The organism is Streptomyces sp. NBC_00094 (genome assembly GCF_026343125.1).
In the GTDB taxonomy this organism is placed as follows: domain Bacteria; phylum Actinomycetota; class Actinomycetes; order Streptomycetales; family Streptomycetaceae; genus Streptomyces.
In genome coordinates this window covers 872,811-889,727 of sequence record NZ_JAPEMB010000001.1, presented here as the reverse complement: position 1 = coordinate 889,727, position 16,917 = coordinate 872,811, and the positions used below count along the sequence as shown (strand labels likewise).

The window sequence follows — 16,917 nt, the reverse complement described above, 5'->3', positions numbered from 1 at the left end:
CGTCCGGTCGTCAGTCGAGGATCTTCACGGGGTCGCCGACCCGGACCGTGCCACGGTGCTCGGGTACGAGGTTCTGCCCGAAGATCGTGCGGCCGTCCCGCTTGCGGTGCAGGGCGAGGGAGCGCAGCGGCTCCTTCCCGCGCTCGGCGGTGAGCTGGTTCGTCGTGGTGACGACACAGCGCCCGCAGGGCCGGGCGACGCGGAAGGTGACCTCGCCGACGGTGAGGCGGGTCCAGTCGTCCTCCGCCCAGGGGTCGGTCCCCTCGATCACCAGGTTCGGCCGGAACCGGTTCATGGGCAGGGGGCCCTCGTGGGCGCGGTCGCCGCGCGCGATGAGCGAGTTCAGCGCGTCGAGCGAGGCGGTGGTGGTGGCGAGCAGCGGGTAGCCGTCGGCGAAGCTCACGGTCTCACCGGGCAGCGCGTACGCCGGGTCGACCGGGCGCCGGTGCTCGGGCGCGTCCATGTGGACGAGCCGGACGTCCTGCTCCAGGTACGCGGAGAGCCAGGCGGCCGCCTCCGTACCCGCCGGCACCGCCTCCACGAACCCGTCGAAGATCTCCACCGTGATCGTGGTCGTGGGGGTCGGCACCTCGACCTCCAGCGTCGGGTGGCCGGGGGCGGACAGTGCGACCCCGCCGCCCGGCAGGGGCTCCGCCGTGGCCAGCGCCATCCGGGGGTGACGGCGCTGGGTCACGATCTTGCCTCCGGCGTCCACGACCGTCCAGCGTCGGTCGTGCGCCAGTCCCCAGGGCTGCACCTCGGCCTCCGTGCGCGACAGTGCGCGCATGGCCTTCACCGGGTGGACGTGGACGGAGCGGAGTACGGGTGTCGACATACCGTCATCCTGCCAGCCGCTCCGCACCGCCGTCGGCCGGGTTCGCTTGGGCCGGTCAGTAGCCCCCGCCCTGGTAGGGACGGTTGTACGGGTCCTGATACGGGGCCGGGGCGGGGACCTGAGCCGGTACGGGGCGCGGAGCCGCCGGGCGCATCGCCTCGTACCCGGCGGCCGCCGGGCGGGGCTGCTGCGGGTACTGGCCGCCGGGGTAACCGCGCGGGGTCACCGGCTGCTGCGGGATGTACGGGGCGGGAGCGTGCTGGAGCGGTGCGGGGGCCATCTGCGGCGAGGGCTGCGGGTAGCCGTACCCGCCGCCATAGGCGGGGGCGGGGTACGGGGTGGGCGCCGCCGGGAGGGCGGGCAGCGCCGCGGGGAGCGCCGGCAGGTAGGAACCGCTTCCGGGGAAGCTGCTGCCGGTGTCGTAGGCGGCGGGCACTCGGATCGGGGCGATCTGAGGCGTGCCCCGCTCCGCGACCAGGGAGTCGTAGATCGGGGTGTCCGGGAAGGACGGCGCGGTGTGGTAACCGCCTCCATAGGAGGAGCGGGGGGAGGTCATGGCACATAAGTTAAGCCCACGATGTGCTGATTGGGGAGCCCCCAACTTCGGGTCATCCGATTTACGCTGGTTTTGTCCGCCTGACCTGCCGAAACATTGATAAAGCCTGTGTTAACTGCAGGGCTTTTTCTGTTGACGGCAGTACGGTCTGCATGGAGTGGCGGAGGGGCGTACGGCTGACGTCCGCCTGCGCTGGCCAGGGCGGACGGCTTTCGATCTTGTGTGACCGAAACTCAGGATTATCGTCGTATTACCGAAAGTAATCGCCTGCGATTTGATCGATCATGCCGCGAGCGCGAGATCGAGCCCGCCACCATCGCCGGAGTCGGGTAACGGAGTTGGACGAGCGGTCGACACGTCGAGGAACTTCCGCTGTCGACCCGTCGAGGAACTCCCGCGGTCAACGCGTCGAAGAGCCTCCGGGTTCCCCGACACGGGTCGACGCCTCCGTCCCGCGGGACTTCTCAGCCGAGCGCCTCCGCGAGCAGGGCGGCCGTCGTGGCCACGAGCGGGTTGTCGGTCGGGGCGTTCTCCTCCGGCTGGGTGGTGAGGACGGCGAGGACGATCGGCGTGCCGTCGGGCCGCCAGGTGATGCCCACGTCGTTGGCGCCGCCGTAGCGCGGGGAGCCGGTCTTGTCGGCGAGGAGCCAGTCGGCGGGCAGGCCGCGGCGGAACTTCTCGGTGCTGGTGGTGTTGCGGAGCAGCCAGTCGGTGAGCCGCCGGCGGTCGTCGGGCTCCAGTGCGTCGCCGAGGACGAGGCGGGCGTAGTCGAGGCCGATGGCGTGCGGGGTGGTGGTGTCGGTGACGCGCCAGGGCTCCGCCGAGTTGAGCTCGGGCTCCCATCGGTCGAGTCGGGTGACGGGGTCCCCGATCGAACGGCAGAAGCGGGTGACGCCGGTGGGGCCGCCCAGTTCCTTGAGGAGCAGGTTGCCGGCGGCGTTGTCGCTGAAGCGGAGGGTGGCGTCGCAGAGTTCGGCGACGGTCATGCCGCCCGAGACGTTCTCGTCCAGGCCCGTGACCGGCGAGTAGCCCGACCTGTCGACGTACGCCTGGGAGTAGTGGACTCGCCGGGCGAGGTACTCGCCGTCGTGGTCGAGGTCGCGCAGGACGGCCGCGACGGCCAGCGTCTTGAACACGGAGGCCATCGGGAAGCGTTCCTTCGCCCGGTACGCCACGGTCCTGCCCGTGCGCAGGTCGCGGGCGAACACGCCCAGCCGTGCGGTGTGTTCCCTCTCCAGGCGCCTCAGCCGCGCGACGACGCCGCCCGCCTCCGGTAAGGCCTGCGCGGTTCCGCCGCCCAGGGCGAGCGCGGTCGTGAGTGCCGTACCGGCGCCCAGAGCGAGCGCGGTTCGGCGGGACGGTCCTGATCCGTCGGAGTGCACGGTGCTTCCTTCCGCAGTGATCACTGTCGTACGTGTACACGTCCTGACGGCCCGTCCGGTTCTGCCGCGCGGGGCCGGCCCGACGCCCGCTCAGGGGATCGTCAGCCCGCACACTCGGCTGGCGGGGTCGAAGACACGCAGGTCTCGGACCATCTTCTTGGCCAGGAGGAGATGGCCGCGCTGGTCCGGGTGCAGTCCGTCGGCGAGGAGGCCGAGGGGCACGGTGCCGCCGTTGCTCGCCAGCCAGTGGGCGTGGTGGTCGATGAGCACGACCTCCAGTTCCGCCGCGACCTCGCGCATGATCCGGGCGTAGTCGGCGAGGGCGGCCCGGTTCGGCCACCGGTTCACGTCGACGGGGTTGGGGGTCTGGAGCAGGGGGATCGCCCCGCCGGGCAGCGCGCGGACGTCGTTCACGAGGCTGCGCAGGTTGGCCCGGTACACGGCGGGGCCGGTGGAGGCCGTGGCGGCGTCGTTCGTCCCCAGCATGATGGACACGACCTTCGGCCGGAACACCGAGACCCGTTCGGTGAACTTCGCGAGCAGGTCCTTGGTGGTGCTGCCGCTGACCCCGGTGTCGATGACGAAGTCGCTGTTCTTCGGCTTGCCGAGCTCCCAGCGCACCCGCTCCTGGAAGTGCTCGGCGTAGCTGCGCCAGCCGTTGGTCCACAGGGCGCCGTGGGTGATGCTGTCGCCCGTGGTCAGCCAGACGGCCGGGGTGTCGGAGTTGAGGATCGCGGAGATCCGGCCGAGGTCGGCGAGGTCCACGCGGACGCTCTCGGCGGCGATCTCCTGCTCGGACAGCGCGCGGTCGTAGACGGCGACGCGCGCGATGGTGCCGGTGTAGAAGCCTTCGCCGCCCGGGTGTTCGCTGTCGAGGTTCCGGGCGATGTCGAGCGCGGTGAGGCCGGGGGCGCTGTCGAAGAAGTGCGAGGCGCTCGCGGTGAGGACGGGACGCCCGTCGGCGTGGAAGGTGGTTCCGGTGTCGGTGACGGTGATGGCCACGGTGTGGAGTGCGCCGTCGTCGTACATCGTGCGGGTGAGGTGGTTCTGTTTCACGACGCCGTCGTGACGGACGGAGAACTGCAGTCTGCCGGCGCTGACGCGGGCCGTGACGTCGGTGGCGGGCTTCGTCGCGTCCGAGGCGCTGATCAGCGTCATCGCCAGGTTGCGGCTCGTGGTGCGGAACGTGGCCAGGACGGTGCCCGAGGACAGTCCCCGGACCTTCCCGAGCTCGGAGGACAGGTCGGTGTACGACCGCCCGTCGTAGTCCCGCTCGACCCGGTGGTCGAGTACGGGTGCGGGTGCGGGTGCGGGTGCGGGTGCGGCGGGTGACGCGACGAACGCCCGGCTGAAGGGTGTGGCCAGCGAGGCGGTCAGGGTTCCCGCGGCGAGGAGGACGGATCGTCTGCGCACGGTGGTTCCTCTCCGGTGTGGAGTGCGCTCGCACCGCTTCGTGACGTGGTGCGGGGCGGTGCGGTGGGGGTGTGGGGGCGGGGACGGACGGTGTCGGTGCCGGCGGTCGACGGCGCTACTCCCCGTTCCGGGACACGTAACTGCCGGCGTACGTGCGGCCCTTCCATGCCGCACCCCTGCCTCGGTAGTGCTGCACGGCGGAGTCCACGGTCATCAGGAGATAGAGGAGAGCGGTGAAGGGGAGCAGGGGCGCGAGCCACAGCGGCTGCCGGTAGTAGCGGAGCATCGGCAGGTACGTCCCCGCCATCACCGCCCAGGCCGCACCTCCCGCCCAGGCGGCCGGCGCGTCCCCGGCCACCGCGCCCGCCATCAGGGCCACCGGCGGCACCAGGTAGATCACCACCAGACCCGCTACCGTCCCCGCGAGCAGCAGCGGATTGAGCCGCAGCTGCGCGTACGTGCTCCGCGACACCATCCGCCACAGCTCGCCGAGCCCCGGATAGGGGCGCACGCTGTCGACCCGCTCCGCGAGCCCCAGCCAGATCCGCCCGCCGGCCCGCCGCACGGCCCGCGCCAGCGACACGTCGTCGATGACCGCGTGCCGGATCGCCTCCGGTACGTCCGCGGCCACCGCCGTGTCCGTCCGCAGCAGCACGCAGCCGCCCGCCGCGGCCGTCGCGCGGGGCCGTGCGCGGTTGATCCAGCGGAAGGGGTAGAGCTGTGCGAAGAAGTAGACGAACGCGGGCACGATCAGCCGCTCCCACCGGCTCGCGACGCGCAGCCGGGCCATCTGCGAGACGAGATCCAGGTCGTTCGCCCGTGCCGCCGCCACGAGCAGCCGCAGACTGTCCGGCTCATGGGCGATGTCCGCGTCCGTCAGGAGCAGGAACTCCGGCTCACGCGCGCGTGCCAGGGCGATGCCGTGCCGCAGCGCCCACAGCTTCCCCGTCCAGCCGGGCTCCGGTTCGCCGGGCGACGTGACGGTCAGGGGCAGCCCGCCGTACCGTTCGGCCAGTTCACCGGCCAGCCCGCCCGTCCCGTCCGTGCTCCCGTCGTCGACGAGGATCACCTCGGCCTCGCCGGGATAGTCCTGCGCGAGCAGCGAGGGCAGGCTCAGGGGCAGCACCTCGGCCTCGTCCCGCGCCGGTACGACCACGACCACCCGCGGCCACCCGTCCGCCGGGAGCGGGGCGCGGCCGTCGTCGACCGCCGGCAGACGCTGGTCGGTCCGCCAGAAGAAGCCCTGGCCGAGCAGCAGCCAGACCCAGACGGCCAGGGAGACGATCGCGCTCCAGGCGAGGATGCTCATTTGCCGCAGTCTGCCCCAGTTCGCCGGGGACACACGGCCCATCGGCTAGGGTGACCGGGTGAAGATCGCGCTCATGGATTCCGGAATCGGCCTGCTCCCGGCGGCGGTCGCGGTGCGTCGGCTGCGACCGGACGCGGATCTGCTCCTCTCCAACGACCCCGACGGGATGCCGTGGGGTCCGCGTACCCCCGAAGGCCTCACCGAGCGCGCCCTCGCGGTCGCCCTCGCCGCCGCCGAGCACGGGCCGGAAGCGCTCATCGTGGCCTGCAACACCGCCAGCGTGCACGCGCTGCCCGCGCTGCGCGCCGCGCTCGAACCCCGTATCCCGGTCATCGGCACCGTCCCCGCCATCAAGCCCGCGGCCGCGGGCGGCGGCAAGGTCGCCATCTGGGCCACCCCCGCCACCACCGGAAGCGCCTACCAGCGAGGGCTCATCCGCGACTTCGCGGACGGCGCCGAGGTCACCGAGGTGCCCTGCCCGGGACTCGCCGACGCCGTCGAGCACGCCGACCGGGAAGCCGTGGACCGGGCCGTCGCGGCCGCGGCCGCCCTCACTCCGGACGACGTCCGCGCCGTCGTCCTGGGCTGCACCCACTACGAACTGGTCGAGGACCGGATCCTCGCCGCCCTGGAGCCGCGCCGCCGGGCCGGGCTGCCGCCGATCGTCTTCCACGGCTCCGCCGACGCCGTCGCCGCGCAGGCGCTCCGCCGGATCGGCGCCGAGCCCGCGCCCGACGCGGACCCCACCGGCGGCCTCTCCGTCCTGCTCAGCGGACGCCCCGGACCGCTCCCCGCCGCCGCCCTCGGCTACGCCGAAGGCCGTCTCCTCGGGGCCACCGCACCCGCTCACTGAGCGTGAGCGGGCGACCGCTCTCCGACGCGCTGGGGCGGCCGATCCTGGGTACGCTTCCTGATATGAGGCAGCATCACCGGGACCAGCGTGCCGACGAGCGGACGCCCGCCGTCTGGACCGGCCGCGCCACGAACCGCCTCCAGTGGCTGGCGGCGGCCGCCGGTGCCGCCTGTATGGCCCTCGGCATCACGATCGCCGTCGAGTCGGCCTGGACCTCCGGCGTCGCGGCCCTCCTCATGGCGGTGATCGGCTGCGTCGCGGCCGGACTCCTCGTCATGCTCGGCACGCTCGCCTTCGTCCACGTGGCCGTCAAGGTCGACGACCGCGCGATGGAGGTCCGCTGCGGGCACATCGGCCTGCCGCGCCGGCGCATCCCCCTCTCCCAAGTCGTCGGCGCCGACTTCGCCCCGAGCGTCACCCCGCGCCAGTGGGGCGGCTGGGGCTACCGCTGGCGTCCCGAGAAGGGCACGGCCGTGATCGTCCGGCGCGGCGAGGGTCTGGTCCTGCGCCTCGGTGACGGCCGTACGTTCACGGTCACGGTCGACGACGCCGAGTCCGCGGTCCGCGTCATCCGCGATCGCCTCCAGCACCTGGCCCCGCAGGACCCGCCCGCTTCGCCGGGCTCGCCCACACCGCCCGCCCCGACGGTGCCGCCGAGTCCTGCGGGGCCACCCGCCCCTGCGGGCGCCTGAGTCGGCGGGCGCCTGGGTCTGCGGGCGCCTGAGTCGGCGGCCACCCGCCCCTGCGGGGCGCCTGGGTCGTTGCGGGGCCGAGGCCCGCCCCGTACCAGGCCTCCGTCGTACCGGAGGTATGCGTTCCGTATCCCGGCGTCCCGCCTCATCGTCGACAGGGACGCCCCGTAGACTCCGCAAGGTGACCGCCACCATCACCCCCGCTCCCGCGTCCGGTGCCGAGAGCACGCCCGCGCCGGGTTCCCCGCTGCGACGGTTCGTGCGGCCCGGGACCGCTCTGCTGTCCGGGGTCCTGCTCTTCCTGAGCTTCCCGCCGCGCCCCCTGTGGTGGCTCGCGCTGCCCGCCTTCGCCCTGCTCGGCTGGACCCTGCGGGGCCGTCGGCTGCGCGCCGGGTTCGGCCTCGGCTACCTGGCCGGTCTCGGCTTCATGCTGCCGCTGCTCGTCTGGACCGGCGAGGAAGTCGGGCCGGGACCGTGGCTCGCCCTCGCCGCGATCGAGGCGCTGTTCATCGCCGCCGCCGGTCTCGGCATCGCGGCGGTCTCCCGGCTTCCGTGGTGGCCCTTCTTCGCGGCCGGGGTGTGGGTCCTCGGCGAGGCGGCACGCGCGCGCGTGCCCTTCGGCGGCTTCCCCTGGGGCAAGATCGCCTTCGGGCAGGCGGACGGCGTCTTCCTGCCGCTCGCCGCCGTCGGCGGCACCCCCGTGCTCGGCTTCGCCGTCGCCCTCTGCGGCTTCGGCCTGTACGAGGCGTACCGACAGTTCCGCGCCTACCGCGCGACCGGCGCCGTCCCGCGCGGCCCGCTCACCGTCGCCGCGCTCTCCGTGCTCCTCCCGGTCACCGGCGCCCTCGCGGCGCTGCCGCTCGTCGACGACACGGCCGAGGACGGCACCGCCACCGTCGCCGCCGTCCAGGGCAACGTGCCCCGCCTCGGCCTCGACTTCAACTCCCAGCGCCGAGCCGTCCTCGACAACCACGCGGCCCGTACCCGCGAGCTCGCGCAGGACGTGAAGGCGGGCCGCGAGCCGCAGCCCGACTTCGTCCTGTGGCCCGAGAACTCCTCGGACATCGACCCGTACGCGAACCCCGACGCGGCCGACGTCATCGGCGAGGCCGTCCGGGCCATCGGCGTCCCCACCGTGATCGGCGCGGTCATCGCCCCCGAGACCGGCAAGCTCCGCAACACCCTCATCGAGTGGGACCCGGAGCGGGGCCCCGTCGCGACGTACGACAAGCGGCACGTCCAGCCCTTCGGCGAGTACATCCCGATGCGCTCCTTCGTACGGCTCTTCAACAGCAACGTCGACCGGGTCAGCCGCGACTTCGGCCCCGGTACGAAGATCGGCGTCTTCGACCTCGCCGGGACCCAGGTCGGCCTCGCCACCTGCTACGAGGCGGCCTTCGACTGGGCCGTGCGCGACACCGTCACCCACGGCGCCCAGCTCATCTCCGTACCCAGCAACAACGCCACCTTCGGCCGCAGCGAGATGACCTACCAGCAGCTCGCCATGTCCCGGGTGCGGGCCGTCGAGCACAGCCGGTCGGTGGTCGTGCCCGTGACCAGCGGGGTCAGCGCGGTCATCCGGCCCGACGGCGAGATCGTCGCGCAGACGAAGATGTTCACCCCGGACGTGCTGGTCGAGGAGGTGCCGCTGCGCTCCTCGCTCACCCCGGCGACCCGCATGGGCACCCTGCCCGAGGCCCTGCTCGTGGCACTCGCCGCCGCCGGCCTCGGCTGGTCCGCCTACCGCTCGGTACGAGCCCGGCGCACGCCCGCGGAGCAGTGACGTCGCGCGATCCGGGGCTCCGGACACAAGCCCCGGATCCGGCCGGGACCCGGCCTCCGCCCCGGCTCTCGGATGATCCGATGATCTAGGGTCGGTGTCATGGGTACCCCTGACTTCATCCGCGCACTGCGCGAGACGGCCGGCCACCAGCTCCTCTTCCTGCCGGGTGTGAGCGCCGTCGTCTTCGACGACCGGGGCCGGGTCCTGCTCGGGCGACGGTCCGACAACGGGATCTGGGCGGTCATCGGCGGCATCGTCGAACCCGGCGAGCAGCCCGCGGAGTGCGCGGTGCGCGAGGTGTACGAGGAGACCGCCGTGCGCTGCGTACCGGAGCGGATCGTGCTCGTCGAGACCCTGCGCAAGCCCGTCGTCTACGCGAACGGCGACACCTGCCAGTACATGGACGTCTCCTTCCGCTGCCGTGCCGTCGGCGGCGAGGCCAAGGTCAACGACGACGAGTCGACGGAGGTCGGCTGGTTCGAGGTGGACGACCTGCCGGAGATGAAGCGTTTCTCGTACCTCCGGATCGAGAAGGCACTCGCCGACGAACCCACATGGTTCCGCACCACAGGAACCAGCTGAACTGTGGGTTGGGCACACATCGGTGGGGGAGTGGGCCGTTCATAGGGTGCGGAGCATGAGCGCCCCCATCACCGTCCTCGGCTCCGACTCCGGACCCGGTTCAGGACCCGGACCCGACTTCGGACCCGGCTCCGACTCCGGCTTCGGCCCCGGTTCCCCCTCCGCCTCCCCCCAGCCCCGCGCCGTCGCCCTCGACCTCACCGGCCGCACCGCGCTCGTCACGGGCGCGGCCAGCGGCATCGGGCGGGCCTGCGCGCTGCGGCTCGCCGCCGCCGGGGCCCGGGTCAGAGCCGTCGACCGGGCGGCCGAGGGGCTGGAGTCGCTGGCGGGGGCCGCCGCTGGGTCCCCGGGGAGTGTCGAGCCCCGGCTCCTCGACCTCACCGATCTGGACGCCGCCGAGGGCGCCGCCGCGGGGGCCGACATCCTCGTGAACAACGCCGGGCTGCAGCTCGTCCGCCCCATCGAGGAGTTCCCGCCGGACGTCTTCCACACCGTGCTCACCGTGATGCTGGAGGCCCCCTTCCGGCTCATCCGGGGCGCGTTGCCGCACATGTACGGCCAGGGTTGGGGGCGGATCGTCAACCTCTCCTCCGTCCACGGGGTGCGCGCCTCCCCCTTCAAGTCCGCCTATGTGGCCGCCAAACACGGTCTGGAAGGGCTCTCGAAGACCGCCGCGCTCGAAGGCGCGTCGCACGGGGTCACCTCCAACTGCGTCAACCCCGGCTACGTACGCACCCCGCTCGTCGAGCGGCAGATCGCCGACCAGGCCGCCGCCCACGGCATCGCCCCGGAACGGGTCCTCACCGAGATCCTGCTCAAGGACTCGGCACTGAAGCGGCTCATCGAGCCGGAGGAGGTCGCCGAGGCCGTCCTCTATCTCTGCACTCCGCAGGCCTCGTTCATCACCGGCACCTCGCTCATCCTCGACGGCGGCTGGACCGCCCACTGAGGGATGCCCCTGTGGATGCCCCGGTGAAGGCCGTCCACAGGGGTGGTGCGACCACACGTTCGGCAGGTATCCCTGTGTCCATGTCCCACGAACACGTCTCCTACCTGGAACTCCTCACTCGGGGAGCAGCGACGGAGGCCTACGACCGGCCCGTGCTCCTCGCCCGTGCGAGCGGTGCGGGCCCCGAGGCGCTGGCCGAACTCGAAGAGGCCAAGGTGCTGGCCCTGCGGGTCCGGGCCGAGCTGGAGGGGCGGCGGCGCCGCGAGGCGGAGCTCTCCGCGCTCTTCGCGACCGCCCACGACCTCGCGGGACTCCGCGACCTCGACGCCGTGCTGCGCGCCATCGTCCAGCGCGCCCGCTCGCTCCTCGGCACCGAGGTCGCCTACCTGAGCCTCAACGACACCGCCGCGGGCGACACGTACATGCGGGTCACCGAGGGTTCCGTCTCCGCGCGCTTCCAGCAGCTGAGGCTGGGCATGGGCGAGGGGCTCGGCGGGCTCGTCGCCCAGACCGCCCGCCCGTACGTCACGGACGACTACTTCGACGACGCGCGCTTCCAGCACACCCGGACGATCGACACGGCCGTACGGGACGAGGGCCTCGTCGCCATCCTCGGCGTGCCGCTCAGCCTCGGCAGCCAGGTCATCGGTGTCCTCTTCGCCGCCGACCGCAGAGCCAGGGTCTTCGAGCGCGAGCAGGTCGCGCTGCTCGGCTCCTTCGCCGCGCACGCCGCCGTCGCCATCGACACGGCCAACCTCCTCGCCGAGACCCGCTCGGCCCTCGCGGAGCTGGAGCGGGCCAACGACATCATCCGCGAGCACAGCGGTGTCATCGAGCGTGCCTCCGAGGTCCACGACCGGCTCTCCGAGCTCGTCCTGCACGGCGGGGGCGTCCTCGACGTGGCCGACGCGGTCTCCGAAGTCCTCGGCGGGGCGGTCGAGTTCACTGAGGCGGACGCCGGCTCCGTCCGCCGCGCCGAGGGGCATGCCGTCCGCGAGGGCGACGACTGGGTGGCCGCCGTCGCCGCCGGCGGCGAGACCCTGGGCGCCCTCGTGCTCCACGGGCAGCCCGACCTCGACCCCGTCGACCAGCGCACCCTGGAGCGGGCCGCCCTCGTCACCTCCCTGCTGCTGCTCGCCCGCCGTTCGGCGGGGGAGGCCGAGCAGCGGGTACGGGGCGAACTGCTCGACGACCTCCTCGACGCCCCCGACCGGGACCGCCGCCTGCTGCGCGAACGCGCCGCCCGGCTCCGTACCGACAGCGCGGCACCGCACGTCGTGCTCGCCGCCCGCGTCGACCGGGCGGGCCCCACGGACGACACCGGCAACGACACCGACGCCGGCCGCCGGGAGAGCGCCGACCGGCGACGCCTCGGCGCGGCCGCCTCGCACCTCGCCGCCACCCGGCACGGACTCGCCTCCGCCCGAGACGGCGGCACGGTCCTGCTGCTGCCCCTCGGCCCGGGGGAGAGCGCCGCCGACCTGGCCCGGCAGACCGCCCGCCACCTCGGCGAGACCCTGCGCGAGCCCGTCACCGTCGGCGCCTCCGCCCCGGTCCGGGCGCCGCTCGACCGCCCGGACCAGGTGGCCGTCGCGTACGAGGAGGCCCGCCGCTGCCTCGATGCGCTCCGGCTGCTGCACCGCTCCGGCCAGGGCGCGGCGGCCGAGGACCTCGGGTTCCTGGGGCTGCTGCTCGCGGACAGCCGGGACGTCGACGGTTTCGTCGACCGGACCGTGGGCCAGGTCGTCGCGTACGACAGGCGCCGCGGCACCGAGCTGGTGCGCACCCTGGACGCGTACTTCGCGAGCGGGATGAGTCCCGCCCGTACCAAGGACGAACTCCACGTCCACGTCAACACGGTGGCCCAGCGGCTGGAACGGGTCGGCCGGCTCCTCGGTCCCGACTGGCAGTCCCCGGCCCGCGCCCTGGAGATCCAGCTCGCGCTGCGACTGCACGCGCTCGCGGCGGCGGTCACGGGGAAGTGAGACGCGAAGCGCCCCCGTGCCCCGCTCGCGAGGAGCAGGGCACGGGGGCGCTTCGTCAGGTGTCAGGTGTCAGGTGTCAGACGTCGGCACCGACCCGGGACGACCCGGCGGTCCGCTCGACGATCTCGCCCAGGTCGCGGTCGCGGGTCTCCTTGGCGCAGGCGATGGCGACGACCGTGAGCAGCGCGGCGGCGATCACGTACAGGGCGATCGGGGTCGAGTTGCCGTAGTCGGCGAGGAGCGCGGTCGCGATGAGCGGCGCCGGGGCGCCGGCGGCCACGGAGGCGAACTGCGCGCCGATGGAGGCACCGGAGTAGCGCACCCGGGTCGCGAACATCTCGGAGAAGAAGGCGGCCTGCGGCGCGTACATCGCCCCGTGCAGGACCAGGCCGACGGTGACCGCGAGCAGCAGGCTGCCGAAGGTGCCCCGGTCGATCAGCGTGAAGAACGGGAACATCCAGGCGCCGACACCGACCGCGCCGATCAGGTACACCGGACGGCGCCCGAGCCGGTCGGAGAGCGCGCCCCAGAGCGGGATCACGGCGAAGTGGACGGCGGAGCCGATGAGGACGGCGTTCAGGGCGGTCTGCTTGGAGAGGCCTACCTGGGTGGTCGCGTAGACGAGGATGAACGCGGTGATGACGTAATACGAGATGTTCTCGGCCATCCGGGCGCCCATCGCGATGAGCACGTCCCGCCAGTGGTGGCGCAGGACCGCGACCAGCGGAAGCTTCTCGACCTGCCCGGCGACCGCCTTGCGCTCCTCGGCGGCGGCGAGGGCGGCCTTGAAGACGGGCGACTCGTCGACGGAGAGCCGGATCCAGAGCCCGACGATCACGAGGACGCCGGAGAGCAGGAAGGGAATGCGCCAGCCCCAGGAGGCGAAGGCGGCGTCGGAGAGCAACGCGGTCAGCGCGGAGAGCACACCGGTCGCGAGCAACTGCCCGGCCGGCGCCCCGGTCTGCGGCCACGAGGCCCAGAACCCGCGCCGCCTGGCGTCCCCGTGCTCGGACACGAGGAGCACGGCCCCGCCCCACTCCCCGCCGAGCGCGAAGCCCTGCACGAGGCGCAACACGGTCAGCAGCACCGGAGCGGCCGACCCGATGGTCGCGTGCGTCGGCAGGAGTCCGATGGCGAACGTCGCCCCACCCATCAGGAGCAGGCTCAGCACCAACAGCTTCTTCCGCCCGAGCCGGTCCCCGTAGTGCCCGAACACGAGCGCGCCGAGCGGCCGGGCGGCGAACCCGACGGCGTACGTCAGGAAGGACAGCAGGGTGCCGACCAGCGGGTCGGACTCGGGGAAGAAGAGCTTGTTGAACACGAGCGCCGCGGCGGACCCGTACAAGAAGAAGTCGTACCACTCGATGGTGGTGCCGATGAGGCTGGCGGCGACGATTCTCTTCAGGGATCCGGGCGGGGTCGGGGAGGGTGTTGCGGCGGCCATGTGCACCACTTCCAGGCAAGTGCGGGGACGATTCGGTGTCGCCACACCGTAGGAAGACGCAGGTCAGGGTCGTATGTGGTGGGACACCATAGTTCGGGCGGGTCGTGTGCGCCCGGCCTCCATGGCCTGCTGTCGCGCCCCTGTTGAAGGCCTTCGATGCGCCCGGAGAGGAGCTGCCCGGGTTGCACCGATCAGGCACGTTTTGGTGGTGCGGTGCTGACTCCCGTGCTGGTTTGGTGCTGACTGAAAGCCCGTGTCGGCACCCGTGCCAACCCCTCCCGTGCTGACTTGGTGCTGACTGCGCAGCGTTGAACTCCGACATCTGCGACAGACCGGTTCCGATGGATGCGCCTGCGCCCACCGGCCATCGTCGATGCTGTTCGGCTGTGTCTCCTGACGACGGCAGCGGATTTCTACCGTGTCACCAAGGACGACTTCCACGCCGGATCAGGCGGGCACGGATTTCTTCACGATCACCTGTCGTCTGTGTCCGTGGGAGGGGGTACGGGTGAGTGCTCCCAAGGCCTCCGCCTTGCGGTATCGCTTCGGGCTGACGCCGCCGGCTCGAGCCGGCGAGGTGAGACTGTCGTCCGGTGCCGCCGCGCTGCCCCTGTCGCCGGGGAACCGGCCCCGGCGCTCCCGCGCCCGGGCCGGCTTCCCGGACCGGTTACCAGCGGCGGCGCGGCGGTACCGGGTGGAGCTTGGCGGTGAGCGCCGAGAGGAAGGCCGGGAGCTTGTCGACCATGGCTTTGGGGACCGGGGTGGACTGGACGGTATCCCGCCTCACGTCTTGGACGACGAGGGAGTAGGTGCCGTTCTCCTCGACGAGTTCGGCGGCGAAGAGCAGTGTCTGCGTGGAGGTTTCCATCAGAGCTCCTGGGCATGGGTGTCGTCGTCGAGCCAGGCGGTCCACGCCTTGGTGGCCTGCTCCTCGTCGGTGTCCTCGGCGAACAGGTGGTGGCCGAGCCAGATCGGCACGTTCCAGGTGCTGCCGTTGAAGAACCGGTACAGGGCGTCCGGGCCTCGCAAGCCGACGAAGTCGGCGCTGAGCCAGTCGACGACCACCTCCACGGGGTCAGGGTCCGGGCCGGGGGCGAGCAGCGTGAACCGGTCGCCGACGGCCGCGTCGTCGGCGAGACCGAGACGTCGGCGCAGGGCGGCGAAGTCTGCCGGGTCGGCGGTGGGTTCGGGGCGCTGGGACCTGACGTAGACGGCAGGGCGGCCGGCGAAGTGCCGGAGGTACTCGGCGAGGGCGTGCTGGTGGAAGTCGACGTACTTCTCGGCCACGTCCGTCTTGGCGTCCCAGTTCCAGGCGTCGTCGACGATCCCCGTGTGGACCCAGTGGATTCCCATCCGCAGGTGGCTCGTGTCGCCGTCGGCCGGCACGATGCGGTAGCTGAGCGTGTTGGAGAACCCGCCCTCCTGAGTCGCCCGGACGGCGAAATGGTGCGGCGGCTCCCACGCCACGACGGTGGCGTCTCCCCGGGTGACCTTGCCGCCGACGCGCGGCTCGATCTCCATCGGATAGAGCCAGCCGAGGTTGCCGGGGCCGGTGGCGACCGCGTCCCAGACCTGGTCGGGTGGGACGGGCAGGTCCTGCTCCCGGCAGACCTCGAACTCTCGGGCCATGGTCGGTTCTCCTTCGTCGTCGTTCAGGTGTCAGTAGGCGAGCGGGAGGGCGGTCAGCCGCCGCTGCAGCGGGTTGTCCCGCCAGTCCAGCGCTGCCCCGTCGGCCAGCCGCAGCTCGGGGAGCCTGCGCACCAGCGTGCCGACGGCCACCTCCGCCTGGAGCTTGGCCAGCGGGCCGCCGAGGCAGAAGTGCGGTCCGTGACCGAAGCTCAGGTGCCGGTTGCCGGGGCGGGACAGGACGAGCCGGTCGGGGTCCTCGAAGCGCTCGGGATCGCGGTTGGTCGCGCCGAGGAACAGGTACACCAGCTCGCCCTCCCGCAGCGTCCGTCCGCCGATCTCCAGGTCCTGTGCGACGACCCGGACGATCGCCTGGGTCACCGTGTCGTAGCGGGCCAGTTCCTCGACGGCGCTGTGGATCAGGTCCGGGTCCGCGCGCAGCCGGGCCAGTTGGTCCGGGTGGCGCAGCAGGGCCAGCATGCCGTTGCCGATCAGGTGGGTGGTGGTCTCGTCGCCGGCGGTGATCAGGACGAAGCAGGTGGACAGCAGTTCGGAGTCGGTGAGCCGGTCGTCCTGTGCCTGGGTGGCGACCAGGGCGCTGATCAGGTCGTCGCCCGGGTCACGCCTGCGCTGCCGGATGAGCCCCGACAGGTACTCCTCGTACTGGTCGATCGCCGCCTCGGACTTGTCGATGTCCTCGCTGAGCCGGCCGAAGCGGCGGAACCAGCTCTTGACCTGCGGTCGGTCCGCGTCCGGAATGCCGAAGAGCTCGCAGACGACGGACATCGGCAGCGGAGAGGCGACCGCCTCGATCAGGTCCATGGTCGTTCCGGCGGCGACCGCCTCGTCGATGAGCTGGTCGACGATCCGCTGGACGCCGTCGCGCAGGGCCTCCACCCGCCGGGCGGTGAAGGCTCTGTTGGCCAGTTTGCGCAGCCGGGCGTGGTCCGGCGGGTCGGTGTTGGTCATCACCCGGCCGAGGCGCTCGGTGAGCCGGCTGAGGGCTTTGAGGTCGCCGCCGAGCGCGCTGTAGGAGCGGGTCATTCGGTCCCGGTCGTTGGACAGCCGCAGGTCGCTCAGCGCCGCCTCGACATCGGCGTACCGGGTGAGGTACCAGATGCCCTGGGGACTGCGGTGGACCGGGTCCTCGCGTCGCATGCGGGCATAGAACGGGTACGGGTCCCGCCGGGCCCCGGGGGTGAGCAGGGCCGCGGCGAGGTCGTCGAGCCGGGCGGGGCCCGCGGTGTCGCGGGCCCCGCCCAGTGTTTCGGTGGAGGTCACGTCGGCCGCGCTACCGCTGGGCGTTCATGGCGTCGGCGAGGCTCTTGGGCCGCATGTCGGTCCAGGACTGCTCGACGTGTTCCAGGCAGGCGGCGTGGGAGTCGGGGCCGTGGACGACGGTCCAGCCGGCCGGGACGTCCGCGAACTGCGGCCAGAGCGAGTGCTGGTTCTCGTCGTTGACGAGGACGAGGAAGGTGCCGTCCTGGTCGTCGAAGGGGTTGGTCATG

General features: G+C 72.5%; 16 protein-coding genes. 6 read left to right on the top strand and 10 right to left on the bottom strand.

The window, feature by feature from the left end; translation table 11 throughout:
* Positions 1 to 10: 10 nt before the first annotated feature.
* From OG580_RS03705 to OG580_RS03685, 5 genes are all read right to left on the bottom strand, one after another.
* On the bottom strand, positions 11 to 835 hold the full coding sequence (locus OG580_RS03705; RefSeq protein ID WP_267042189.1) for an MOSC domain-containing protein: 825 nt from the start codon (positions 833 to 835) through the stop codon (positions 11 to 13).
* Positions 836 to 890: 55 nt separating this feature from the next.
* Positions 891 to 1,391: a DUF6643 family protein gene (locus OG580_RS03700; RefSeq protein ID WP_267042188.1), complete on the bottom strand. Its 501-nt coding sequence runs from the start codon at positions 1,389 to 1,391 to the stop codon at positions 891 to 893.
* A 464-nt stretch (positions 1,392 to 1,855) separates the two neighbouring features.
* On the bottom strand, positions 1,856 to 2,773 hold the full coding sequence (gene bla, locus OG580_RS03695) for a class A beta-lactamase (RefSeq protein WP_267042187.1): 918 nt from the start codon (positions 2,771 to 2,773) through the stop codon (positions 1,856 to 1,858).
* Positions 2,774 to 2,863: 90 nt separating this feature from the next.
* Positions 2,864 to 4,186 (bottom strand): GDSL-type esterase/lipase family protein, encoded by a 1,323-nt coding sequence (locus OG580_RS03690; RefSeq protein ID WP_267042186.1) that lies wholly within the window; start codon positions 4,184 to 4,186, stop codon positions 2,864 to 2,866.
* A 115-nt stretch (positions 4,187 to 4,301) separates the two neighbouring features.
* Positions 4,302 to 5,495 carry a glycosyltransferase gene (locus OG580_RS03685; RefSeq protein ID WP_267042185.1) on the bottom strand — a complete coding sequence of 398 codons (1,194 nt, stop codon included), beginning with the start codon at positions 5,493 to 5,495 and terminating at the stop codon, positions 4,302 to 4,304.
* Between the two features lie 58 nt (positions 5,496 to 5,553).
* Here OG580_RS03685 and OG580_RS03680 point away from each other — a divergent pair, with 58 nt between their 5' ends.
* From OG580_RS03680 to OG580_RS03655, 6 genes are all read left to right on the top strand, one after another.
* Entirely contained in the window at positions 5,554 to 6,348 is a 795-nt protein-coding gene (locus OG580_RS03680; RefSeq protein WP_267042184.1) for a glutamate racemase, read from the top strand.
* Positions 6,349 to 6,410: 62 nt separating this feature from the next.
* On the top strand, positions 6,411 to 7,040 hold the full coding sequence (locus OG580_RS03675; protein ID WP_267042183.1) for a hypothetical protein: 630 nt from the start codon (positions 6,411 to 6,413) through the stop codon (positions 7,038 to 7,040).
* A 181-nt stretch (positions 7,041 to 7,221) separates the two neighbouring features.
* Positions 7,222 to 8,823, top strand: coding sequence for an apolipoprotein N-acyltransferase (lnt, locus tag OG580_RS03670; RefSeq protein WP_267042182.1), 1,602 nt, complete (start codon positions 7,222 to 7,224; stop codon positions 8,821 to 8,823).
* Between the two features lie 99 nt (positions 8,824 to 8,922).
* Positions 8,923 to 9,405, top strand: coding sequence for an NUDIX domain-containing protein (locus OG580_RS03665; RefSeq protein WP_267042181.1), 483 nt, complete (start codon positions 8,923 to 8,925; stop codon positions 9,403 to 9,405).
* A gap of 55 nt (positions 9,406 to 9,460) precedes the next feature.
* Positions 9,461 to 10,354: a 3-hydroxybutyrate dehydrogenase gene (locus OG580_RS03660; protein ID WP_267042180.1), complete on the top strand. Its 894-nt coding sequence runs from the start codon at positions 9,461 to 9,463 to the stop codon at positions 10,352 to 10,354.
* Between the two features lie 80 nt (positions 10,355 to 10,434).
* A complete protein-coding gene (locus OG580_RS03655) occupies positions 10,435 to 12,339 on the top strand; it encodes a GAF domain-containing protein (RefSeq protein ID WP_267042179.1) in 1,905 nt (634 codons plus the stop codon).
* A gap of 76 nt (positions 12,340 to 12,415) precedes the next feature.
* Here the strand turns inward: OG580_RS03655 and OG580_RS03650 are convergent, their stop codons facing one another.
* From OG580_RS03650 to OG580_RS03630, 5 genes are all read right to left on the bottom strand, one after another.
* On the bottom strand, positions 12,416 to 13,783 hold the full coding sequence (locus OG580_RS03650; protein ID WP_267042178.1) for an MFS transporter: 1,368 nt from the start codon (positions 13,781 to 13,783) through the stop codon (positions 12,416 to 12,418).
* A gap of 667 nt (positions 13,784 to 14,450) precedes the next feature.
* Positions 14,451 to 14,651, bottom strand: coding sequence for a hypothetical protein (locus OG580_RS03645; RefSeq protein WP_267042177.1), 201 nt, complete (start codon positions 14,649 to 14,651; stop codon positions 14,451 to 14,453).
* Positions 14,651 to 15,412, bottom strand: a complete 762-nt coding sequence (locus OG580_RS03640; RefSeq protein ID WP_267042176.1) for an SRPBCC domain-containing protein — start codon at positions 15,410 to 15,412, stop codon at positions 14,651 to 14,653. The genes OG580_RS03645 and OG580_RS03640 overlap by 1 nt, the downstream gene beginning before the upstream one ends.
* A 30-nt stretch (positions 15,413 to 15,442) precedes the next feature.
* A complete protein-coding gene (locus OG580_RS03635) occupies positions 15,443 to 16,690 on the bottom strand; it encodes a cytochrome P450 (protein ID WP_267042175.1) in 1,248 nt (415 codons plus the stop codon).
* 10 nt (positions 16,691 to 16,700) lie between these two features.
* Positions 16,701 to 16,916, bottom strand: coding sequence for an MbtH family protein (locus tag OG580_RS03630; protein WP_123467710.1), 216 nt, complete (start codon positions 16,914 to 16,916; stop codon positions 16,701 to 16,703).
* Position 16,917 lies beyond the last annotated feature (1 nt).

Coding starts and splice junctions, on each gene's coding strand:
- OG580_RS03705 (WP_267042189.1), bottom strand. CDS start 835: ATGTCGACACCCGTACTCCGCTCCGTCCACGTCCACCCGGTGAAGGCC.
- OG580_RS03700 (WP_267042188.1), bottom strand. CDS start 1,391: ATGACCTCCCCCCGCTCCTCCTATGGAGGCGGTTACCACACCGCGCCG.
- OG580_RS03685 (WP_267042185.1), bottom strand. CDS start 5,495: ATGAGCATCCTCGCCTGGAGCGCGATCGTCTCCCTGGCCGTCTGGGTC.
- OG580_RS03675 (WP_267042183.1), top strand. CDS start 6,411: ATGAGGCAGCATCACCGGGACCAGCGTGCCGACGAGCGGACGCCCGCC.
- OG580_RS03665 (WP_267042181.1), top strand. CDS start 8,923: ATGGGTACCCCTGACTTCATCCGCGCACTGCGCGAGACGGCCGGCCAC.
- OG580_RS03660 (WP_267042180.1), top strand. CDS start 9,461: ATGAGCGCCCCCATCACCGTCCTCGGCTCCGACTCCGGACCCGGTTCA.
- OG580_RS03655 (WP_267042179.1), top strand. CDS start 10,435: ATGTCCCACGAACACGTCTCCTACCTGGAACTCCTCACTCGGGGAGCA.
- OG580_RS03650 (WP_267042178.1), bottom strand. CDS start 13,783: ATGGCCGCCGCAACACCCTCCCCGACCCCGCCCGGATCCCTGAAGAGA.
- OG580_RS03645 (WP_267042177.1), bottom strand. CDS start 14,651: ATGGAAACCTCCACGCAGACACTGCTCTTCGCCGCCGAACTCGTCGAG.
- OG580_RS03640 (WP_267042176.1), bottom strand. CDS start 15,412: ATGGCCCGAGAGTTCGAGGTCTGCCGGGAGCAGGACCTGCCCGTCCCA.
- OG580_RS03630 (WP_123467710.1), bottom strand. CDS start 16,916: ATGACCAACCCCTTCGACGACCAGGACGGCACCTTCCTCGTCCTCGTC.